8 protein-coding genes are annotated in these 8,405 nt (G+C 71.7%); 1 reads left to right on the top strand and 7 read right to left on the bottom strand.

The window, feature by feature from the left end; all coding sequences use genetic code 11:
• Window positions 1–185: 185 nt before the first annotated feature.
• The 5 genes from B2742_RS02050 to B2742_RS02030 form a co-directional block, all read right to left on the bottom strand.
• Window positions 186–938 (bottom strand): ABC transporter permease, encoded by a 753-nt coding sequence (locus B2742_RS02050; protein ID WP_292062350.1) that lies wholly within the window; start codon window positions 936–938, stop codon window positions 186–188.
• Complete coding sequence (locus B2742_RS02045) at window positions 935–1,705, bottom strand: ABC transporter ATP-binding protein (protein ID WP_292062348.1); 771 nt, start codon at window positions 1,703–1,705, stop codon at window positions 935–937. Before B2742_RS02045 ends, B2742_RS02050 begins: the two co-directional genes overlap by 4 nt.
• Window positions 1,692–2,738, bottom strand: a complete 1,047-nt coding sequence (locus tag B2742_RS02040) for an ABC transporter substrate-binding protein (RefSeq protein WP_292062346.1) — start codon at window positions 2,736–2,738, stop codon at window positions 1,692–1,694. Before B2742_RS02040 ends, B2742_RS02045 begins: the two co-directional genes overlap by 14 nt.
• Window positions 2,739–2,783: 45 nt before the next feature.
• Window positions 2,784–3,101, bottom strand: coding sequence for a DUF1963 domain-containing protein (locus B2742_RS02035; protein ID WP_292062343.1), 318 nt, complete (start codon window positions 3,099–3,101; stop codon window positions 2,784–2,786).
• Between the two features lie 77 nt (window positions 3,102–3,178).
• Window positions 3,179–3,724, bottom strand: a complete 546-nt coding sequence (locus B2742_RS02030; RefSeq protein WP_292062341.1) for a DUF1963 domain-containing protein — start codon at window positions 3,722–3,724, stop codon at window positions 3,179–3,181.
• A 124-nt stretch (window positions 3,725–3,848) separates the two neighbouring features.
• Here B2742_RS02030 and B2742_RS02025 point away from each other — a divergent pair, with 124 nt between their 5' ends.
• On the top strand, window positions 3,849–4,343 hold the full coding sequence (locus B2742_RS02025; RefSeq protein ID WP_292062339.1) for a hypothetical protein: 495 nt from the start codon (window positions 3,849–3,851) through the stop codon (window positions 4,341–4,343).
• Between the two features lie 582 nt (window positions 4,344–4,925).
• On the opposite strand, the gene B2742_RS02020 is transcribed toward B2742_RS02025, so the two are convergent.
• Window positions 4,926–6,758 (bottom strand): ABC-F family ATP-binding cassette domain-containing protein, encoded by a 1,833-nt coding sequence (locus tag B2742_RS02020; RefSeq protein ID WP_292062337.1) that lies wholly within the window; start codon window positions 6,756–6,758, stop codon window positions 4,926–4,928.
• Window positions 6,759–6,867: 109 nt separating this feature from the next.
• Window positions 6,868–8,405 (bottom strand): hypothetical protein (locus tag B2742_RS02015; protein ID WP_292062335.1); only part of this gene is annotated, 1,538 nt, incomplete at its 5' end.

Genomic DNA, 8,405 nt, shown 5'->3' with positions numbered 1-8,405 from the left:
GCCCCGGCGCCCGGACCCCCGGCGCTTTGGGCCGCGGCGGCGCCGGCGAACAGCACGACGCCGGCGGCGGCGAGGAGGGCGGTCGTCAGGATCGGGGCGCGGCGCAAGGGGCGTCTCCGGACGCGGATGTGAAGGTCCACGCTAGCCGCGCCGGGCTTAACCCGTCGCTAACGTCCGGGGACCGTTCACGAAAGCCGCCGCCGGACGGCCCGCTCCAGCACGCTGACGACGAGGTTCAGCGCCAGGCCCATGGCCATCAGACAGGCCAGGGCGGCCAGCATGTCGGCGGTGCGCAGGCGATTGCCGGCCTCCAGCAGCCGCCAGGCCAGGCCCTGGGTCGCACCCGAGCCGGAGACGAACTCGGCCACCACCGCGCCGATCACGGCCAGTCCGGCGGCGACGCGCAGTCCCTCCAGCACGAACGGCAGGGCGGCGGGCAGGCGCAGGCGGATCAGGCGCTGGACCGGCGAGGCGCCGTACAGGTCGAACAGCCGCTCCAGATCGGGATCGGCCGACTTCAGTCCCGTCAGGACGCCGGAGAAGAGGGGGAAGAAGGCGACCGCCGCGGCCAGGGCCACCACCGCGCGGTCGGCGTGATCCAGCCCGGCCCAGATCATCACCAGCGGGGCGATGGCGACCACCGGCGTGACCTGGAGGGCGACGGCGAGCGGCCGGACGGCCTGTTCCGCCGGCCGGCTGAGCGAGACCGCCAAGGCCAGGCCGCCGCCCAGCAAGGCGGCGAGGGCCAGAGCCTGGAGGGCCATCCAGAAGGTCGCCGCGGCGGAGGCGGCGAGGATCGGCGCGCGGTCGACCAGGGCTGCGGCCACGGCGCTCGGCGGGGGGAGGAACCACGGCGGGAGCTGGAGCAGGCGGCAGGCGAGCTCCCATACGGCGAGGAGGAGGGCGGCCAGAAGCAGGGGCGGCAGAAGGCGGGTCATCCGCCGGCCTCGACGGGGAGGGCCGGCATGGCCCGGGCGAGGGCGGCGGCCAGGGCCTCCACCGCCGCCCGATAGCCGGCGTCCGCGCGCCAGCCCGCGGGTCTGGGCAGCGACCCCGGCGAGGCGAGTTCGGCCGCCACCCGTCCGGTCGCCCCGTCCAGCACCAGGGTTCGTCCGGCGAGATAGACCGCCTCCTCGACGTCATGGGTGACGAAGACGATGGCCGGGCGCGGCGCGCGGCTGGTCCAGAGACGGTGCAGGTCCTCGATCAGGCGGCGGCGGGTGACGCTGTCGAGGGCGGCGAAGGGTTCGTCGAGAAGCAGCAGGTCCGGTTCGGTGACCAGGGCGCGGGCGAGGGCGACGCGCATGGCCATGCCGCCGGACAGCTGGCGCGGGCGGGCGTCGAGCCGGTCGCCGAGACCGACGGCGGCGAGGGCTTCCGCAGCGCGGGCGTGGGCCTCGGGGCGGGCCAGTCCGGCCAGCTCCAGCGGCAGGGCGACATTGGCGAGGGCGTCGGCCCAGGGCATCAGGGTCGCGGCCTGGAAGACGAAGCCGGTGCGGCCGGGGGGTGTCGCGACGGCGCCGTCGGACGGCGTCTCGAGGCCCGCCAGCAGGCGCAGGACGGTGGACTTGCCGGCCCCCGACGCGCCGACGATGGCGACGATCTCGCCGGGGGCGACGACGAGGTCGACGGGGCCGAGCGGCGCGCGGCCGGGATAGCGGACGAGGACGCCGTCCAGCGACGCCGCGGCGTCAGCTCCGGCCACGGCCGGGCAGATACTGGGTGGTGAAGGCCTGACGCCAGTCCAGATTGGACGGATAGACTCCGGCCTCGGACGTCACCTCGAAGAAGGCCTGCCAGCGCTCGGCGGTCATGGCGCCGAGGCCGTAAAGGGCGGCGTCGCCGCCGTCGACGATGCCATTGGCCTTCAGCCGGGCGCGGGCCTGGTCGAGAATGGGCTGGGTCATCTCGGGGTTGGCCTTGCGGATCAGGGCGTCCGCCGCCTTGCCGTCGCCCTGGATATAGTCGCGCCAGCCCTCGACCGAGGCGGCGATGAAGCTGCGCAGGGCGGCGGCGTTGTCGCGGGCGAAGGCATTGGGGGCCAGGACCATGGCGGCGTAGGAGGGGTAGCCCTCGTCGGCCAGCAGGAAGACCTTCGGCTCGAAGCCGGCTGCCTGTTCGATGCTGTACGGCTCGCTGGTCAGATAGCCCTGTTGCACCGCCCGCTCGTCGGCGAGGAAGGGCGCGGGGTTGAAATTGTAGGTGCGGACCTGGTCGTCGGTGAAGCCGTATTTGGCCTTGAGCCAGACCCAGAAGGCGTCGCGTGAGGCGGTGGCCAGAAGGAAGGGGCGACCGGCCAGATCGGCGATGCTTTCCAGCGCCGGGTCGGGGTGGGCGATGAGGACCTGGGGGTCTTTCTGGAAGAAGGCGGCGACGGCCTTCACCGGGGCGCCCTCGGCGACGAGATTCATCGGGATGAAGCTGTTGGAGCCCATGCCGAGCTCGACCGCGCCCGAGGCCAGCAGCTGGGGCACATTGACGCCGGGACCGCCCTGGATGATCTCGACGTTCAGGCCCCGCTTGGCATAGGCCCCCGAGGCCAGGGCCTGGTAGAAGCCGCCGTGCTCGGCCTGGGCGCGCCAGTCGGTGGCGAAGCGCAGGCGTACGCGGCCTTCCTCGTCGACCGGGGCCTCGGCGCCCTGGCAGCCGGCGAGCGCCGCCGTGGCCGCCAATGCGCCGGCCCCGGCCAGCAGGGCGCGGCGGTGGGGCGAAGCTGGGCGATTCCCGCGCAAGGTCATGGCCGTGATGTACGGCTCAGGCGGGTGGAATGGAAGGGATTGGCCTCATGCGGACTGGACGATCATCCAGACGCGGCTGAAGTCGCCCACGCGGGCATCCTGTTCCCGGACCCAGACATAGAGGGTCCCGGTGTCGCCCCACATGAGCCCGGCGGAGTCGTCGCTGTCGATCTGCAGCAGCAGCCGCCAGTCGGCGGCGCCCGGCTCGAGGGCCGCGATCCGCGCGTCCGTGTAACTGTCAGGCCCGCCCATATAGACGCCGTTCGAAGCAAGCTGCGCCTCGAGCTCCATCCCGTCGCCCTGGATCGGGCTGGGGAAGCCGCCGACCTGATGCCGGGGACCGTCGCCGAGCGCGGCGTCCATGAACGCGTGGACCGCCTCAAAGTCGAACGCGCCGCCCACCTCCGGCGGCAGGGCGACCCTTTCGGTGGTAGGGTAGGTCAGGGCGGAACGACCGGCGAGCCTGACCGGCGCGAAAGTCCGGTCGCGGGGAGGCCGGGCGGAGGCGGGCGTGTGTCAGCTGCGACACCGTCCGTCATCAGGACCTTCCAGCCGTCGTGATCGGCCGGGTCAAAGCCCCAGGGCTCCTCCGCGGCGTCAAAGAACAGGTGGAGGATGCCCGACGCCGGCAACCAGTCCGGGCCACCGACCGCGCGCAGGGCGGCCAGATCCAGTTCGGCGATGAACGACAGCGGCCGGCCCTTCCGGTCGGGCCATCCGATCGACGCGGGCAGTCGCGGCTGGCCGCCGAGCCGGAGCACCAACGGACCGGGGGCGTCTTCCAGAACGATGGCCGGCATTGCCAGCGGCTTCAAAGCCTCGATCACGGCGCGGGTGGCGGCCGCTTCGTCCAGCGGCGGCTCTTGCTGACTGGATGCGAAGGGATGGGCGAGCGCGACGCCCGGTCCGCCGACGACCAGGGCGGCTGCGCCGGCCAGAAGGGCGCGGCGATCAGGCGAGAAGTGGCGAGTCCCACGCAAGGTCATGACCCTGAATTAAGGCTCGGCCGTGGGGAAGGGAAGGGCGGCGGAGCCGGCCTGCATTGACCACCATAACGGTAGGCCTGAAGCTGGCCCGACGTTTCGCGCAAGGACCGCAGAGTGGAGCACCATGGGCTGGATCGACCGGATGTTCGAGAAGCGGCGGCTGAGGTCGATCGTGAAGGCCGTCGCCGTGCTGAGGGGCGAGGGGCTGTCGCCCGCGCTCGAAAGCGCGGTCGTGGACACCGCGCGCGCCCTCAAGCCCGAGGCGCTGGGGCCGGGGCTCCGCTCGGCCTATCCTGCGCTGGTTCTGGTATTGGCGCGGCAGCTGGCCGACGCCAACACCCGGCTGGCTTCGAGCCACTGGTCATCCGGCGGTGGGCGCAATGTCGGGATGGATGTGCTTGAGGCGCGAGGCCGTGCGCAGGCCCTTCTGTTCGCGGTGGGGGCACGCCGCCCGGTCCCCCGCCGCCCGCTTTCGGACATCGTCGAGGCGCTGGAGGGATTGATCTCCGCCCAGCGAAACGCCGCCGGTGATCCTGACGGCTATGGCCTGGGAACCCTGCGCGAGATTCAGCGGGACATCGCCCAGCTGGCCCTCGCGGAATCCGTAGCCCGGAATTGAGCGAGGGGACGAAGATCCCCGCAAGCGGTTTTCCTCGTCCCCTCGCCAAGTCCGGGTTGGACTTGGCCATTGAGGTTCAGAACCCTGGCTTCGGCATCAGCGAGGCGAACCCCGGTGATGGTCAGCTGTATCCTGTCGCGCTCCTGGTCTCCGGCGTTCCACGAGGTCGAGCCCCGCGCCGTCCATCGATCCCGATCCGGTTCCATCCGGTCTTCTCCGGCCGAAGCCTTCGAAGGGTCCTTTGGGCCTTGATCCTGTCTCCCGTCCGTTAAGGTCGAAACCCCCCGGTGCGTTCGATCAGAGAGCCGGGCCGGTCCGCTTTGATCCCCGGGTCTCCCCGGTTTTCCGCGCCGCCGTGTCCCTCGGCCTGATCAAGCTCGCTCCGATCCGCGGATGTGGCAAGCGGTCCGGAACGGGCTGTTGTGGACGGATTGGGGGATAAATCGTGCAGGGCTCCCGGCTCGCTATGACGATTTTCGAATTTTCTTCGCCATGTGAAGGTCTTGTGACTTCTGCACAGGCTCGCGAAAACGGCCGGAAATTCGATCGAAATGCCGGATTTCGGGCGTCACCACGCCGCGTTCAGGCGCCGGCGAGCGCTTCCCGCCTCGCTTCCAGCTCCAGCCATTCCTCTTCCGCCGCGGCCAGCAGGGCGCGGGCGCGGGCGGCGTTGGCGGTGGCCTTGTCGAAGGCCTTGCGATCGCGGGCGTAGAGGTCGGGGTCGGCGAGGGCGGCGTCGTGGCGGGCGATGTCCTCGGGCAGGCTGGCGAGCAGGCCTTCCAGCTCCTTCAGGCGGTGGGCGTCCTTGAAGGTCAGCTTGCCGGGTTTTTTCGGGGCGGCGGCCACCACCGTGGCGGGGGCAGGCGCCGCAGCAGCGCGCTGCGCCGCCTCCTTGTCCTGCGGTCGGGGGTTGGCGCCGGGCTTCAGGAAGCCGGGGTTCTGACGGATGAAGTCGGTCCAGCCGCCGGGGGTTTCAACGATGTCGCCGCGGCCGTTCATGGCGACGGTCGAGGTGGCCAGCCGGTCGACGAAGTCGCGGTCGTGGCTGACCAGGATGAGGGTGCCATCATAGGTCTCGAGCAGCTCTTCCAGCTTGTCGAGCGTGTCCATGTCGAGGTCGTTGGTCGGTTCGTCGAGGACCAGCATGTTGGCGGGCTTGGCCAGGGCGAGGGCCAGCAGAAGCCGGTTCCGCTCGCCGCCTGAAAGGGTCGAGATCGGCTGGCGCAACTGGGCTTCGGTGAACAGGAAATCCTTGGCGTAGGCGGCGACGTGTTTGGAGAAGCCGCGAACGATTATGCTGTCGCCACCGCCCGGCGTCAGGGCGTCCCACAGGGTCATGTCCGACCTGAGGCCTTCGCGCGACTGGTCGAGATAGACGGTCTCCAGGCTGGCGCCGAGCTTCACCGTGCCATCGGTCGGCGCGAGTTCGCCGAGCATGATCTTGACCAGGGTGGTCTTGCCCGCGCCGTTCGGGCCAACGATGGCGAGGCGGTCTCCGCGGAGGATGCGGCTGGTGAAGGGCTTGATGACGACGCGGTCGCCAAACGATTTGGTCACGCCCTTGAGGTCCGCCACCAGCTTGCCGGAAGTCCCGCCCGAGTCGACGCCGAGATACATCTCGCGCGGCCGGTCCCTGGCCTGATCGGCGCGTTCGGAGCGCAGGGCGTCCAGCGAGCGGGCGCGGCCTTCGTTACGGCTGCGGCGGGCGGTGATCGAGCTGTAGAAGGTCGCGGTCTCGCGTTCGATGGTCTTGGTCAGCTTCTGGAAGGCAAGGGCTTCCTCTTCCAGAACCTTGCCGGCCCATTCGTCGAAGGCGGCGAAGCCCTTGTTCAGGGTGCGGACGCGGCGGCCTTCCAGCCAGTGGCAGGACTGGGTGACGCGGTTGAGGAAGGCGCGGTCGTGGCTGACGACGAGGACCGAGAACCGGGCCTGGAGGAGTTCTTCCTCAAGCAGTTCGATGGCGAGGATGTCGAGGTGGTTGGTGGGCTCGTCGAGCAGCAGCAGATCGGGCTCTTCGGCGAAGGCCTTGGCCAGGGCGGCGCGGCGGATCTCGCCGCCGGACAGGTTGACGGCGGGCTTTTCGGGGTCGAGGCCGAAGGTGGCCAGCCAGGCCTCGGCGGTCCAGCGCTCGGCCCCTTCGGAGGCGGCGTAGTCGAGCAGGGTCTCGCCGGTGATGACGGGCTCCTGGGCGACATAGGCGAAGCGGGTGCCGGCCTGGACGGAGCGGTCGCCGGCGTCGGGCTCGATCAGGCCCATGACCATCTTCATCAGCGTCGACTTGCCGGCCCCGTTGCGGCCGACGAGGGCGGCGCGGGTGCGCGGCTCGACGGCGATGTCGACGCCGTCGAACAGCGGGCGCTGGCCGTCCTGGAGACGGAGGTTCTTGAGGGCGACGAGAGGAGGACGGGGAGCCATGGAAACCCTGGACACGCGCGGGGATGTTTGGAGGGCGACGGGGAGGTCGCGCGGTCGAAGGCGGCCATATAGTCGGTGCCGGCCGCCGTGGCCACCGTGACGGACCTGATCAGGCGAGGTCGCCCGGCCGGCGCTTGCGGCCCCGCTTGTCGCCCCCGGCGCCGGCGAAGAGACCGAGCCCGTCGATCAGGCCATGCAGGGCCGTCACGGCGGCGGCTGACAGGAGCCAGAGGGCGAGCGCGACGAAGGCCTGGGTCCCGAAGCTGTCATAGGGCAGCAGGGCCGCGACGATGAAGCCGCCGAGCCATCCGCACAGCAGCACAAAGCGACGGGCGGTCAACAGCGCGCCGACACGGTTCCACGCCAGGGCGCGGTCCGCCAGGGCGATGGCGATGACCAGGCCCGCCGCCTGGGGCAAACCGACCCCGGTGGCGGCCGCGGCCAGAACGGCCGCGATCGCCAGGACGACGGCGGTCATCTCGCCGGCGGCGATGGTCCGGCCGTGGCGGGACTGGTGCGCCCGTTCATCGGCCACGGCGTCGGCGCCCGTCTGAAGCACGAGGGCGGCCGCGACGAGGCCCATGGCGAGCCCGGGCCCGTGCGGGCCGACCAGTTCGGCCTGGAGCAGCAGGAAGGCGAAGACCGGGGCGACGCCGGAGAACCGGCTCCAGTCGACGCGCGCGCCGGTCGGCCGCGCGATGTGGGCGCTGGTCACCCGCGCCCAGCCCCACAGGCCCAGGCCGGCCACAAGCAGCAGCGGCGCGACCCACCAACCGGGCGGCAGGACACCGCCCAGCAGAGGCGCGGCAAGGGCCGCGGGCGCCCAGCCCAGGCGGAGCCACAGGGGGCGCCCCCAGGGGTCATGCGACACCCAGGCCTGGCGCGGTCGGGCCACGGCGTACAGCCAGGCGACGCCGAGGCCGAACAGGCCGACGGTGACGACGGTCCAGAGCGCGAGGAAGGTCTGCCCGTCCGCGGGGCCGAAGGCGCCGTTCTGGTTTCCGATCAGGCCGACGACCGGTCCGGACAACAGCACGACCCACAGGAAGATCGGGCCGAGGATCGGCGTCGCGAGCCGGGCGCGCCACAGACCGACGGCCTCGGGATTCAGCCGGGGTTCGAGCGCGGGCAGATCATAGGTGATCCGGTCCAGCAGGGCCGCCACCCGGGGCGCAAGGCCCGGGGTGAGGCGTTCCATGATCCGCCGCAGCCATGCAGGCTTGCGGGTCAGCGTCCGCCAGGCGGCGTGGTCGGGGTCCCCGCTCCATTCCAGCCGCCGGACCAGGTCGGCGGCGTCGCGGCGGCGAAGCACCGGCTGGGCATGGCTGAGATCGACGCCGATGCGGCTGGAGTTCCAGCCGAAGAACTGGATCACCGGCTCGACGAGCTCCTCGGCCGCGGGGCCGCCGAAGCCGACCAGCTGGGCCAGCCACCGTTCGGTCTGGCCGTGGGTCTGCAGCGAGTCCATGGCCGGCGAGCGAAAGACGCGGATCAGGGCCGAGAGGGCCTGCTGGCGGTCGCCGGCGGGGTCGCGGACGATCGCCGACAGGGCGTCGCACAGGGTCTGGTGCGCCGCGGCCTGCTCGGTCGCGCGCGCCTGCTCCGCCCGCGGGCTCCAGCCGGGCTCGTCCGCAGCGCCGGGCGGCG

Origin of the sequence: Brevundimonas sp. UBA7664 (assembly GCF_002483305.1) — a bacterium.
In the GTDB taxonomy this organism is placed as follows: Bacteria; Pseudomonadota; Alphaproteobacteria; order Caulobacterales; family Caulobacteraceae; genus Brevundimonas.
Note: the sequence above shows the minus strand (reverse complement) of the source record. Positions and strands in the feature narration are given on the sequence as shown.

What these genes read in the sequence shown, in the direction of transcription:
- B2742_RS02050 (WP_292062350.1), bottom strand. Translation starts at nt 938, where the DNA reads ATGACCCGCCTTCTGCCGCCCCTGCTTCTGGCCGCCCTCCTCCTCGCC.
- B2742_RS02020 (WP_292062337.1), bottom strand. Translation starts at nt 6,758, where the DNA reads ATGGCTCCCCGTCCTCCTCTCGTCGCCCTCAAGAACCTCCGTCTCCAG.
- B2742_RS02030 (WP_292062341.1), bottom strand. Translation starts at nt 3,724, where the DNA reads ATGACCTTGCGTGGGACTCGCCACTTCTCGCCTGATCGCCGCGCCCTT.
- B2742_RS02025 (WP_292062339.1), top strand. Translation starts at nt 3,849, where the DNA reads ATGGGCTGGATCGACCGGATGTTCGAGAAGCGGCGGCTGAGGTCGATC.
- B2742_RS02035 (WP_292062343.1), bottom strand. Translation starts at nt 3,101, where the DNA reads ATGGACGCCGCGCTCGGCGACGGTCCCCGGCATCAGGTCGGCGGCTTC.
- B2742_RS02040 (WP_292062346.1), bottom strand. Translation starts at nt 2,738, where the DNA reads ATGACCTTGCGCGGGAATCGCCCAGCTTCGCCCCACCGCCGCGCCCTG.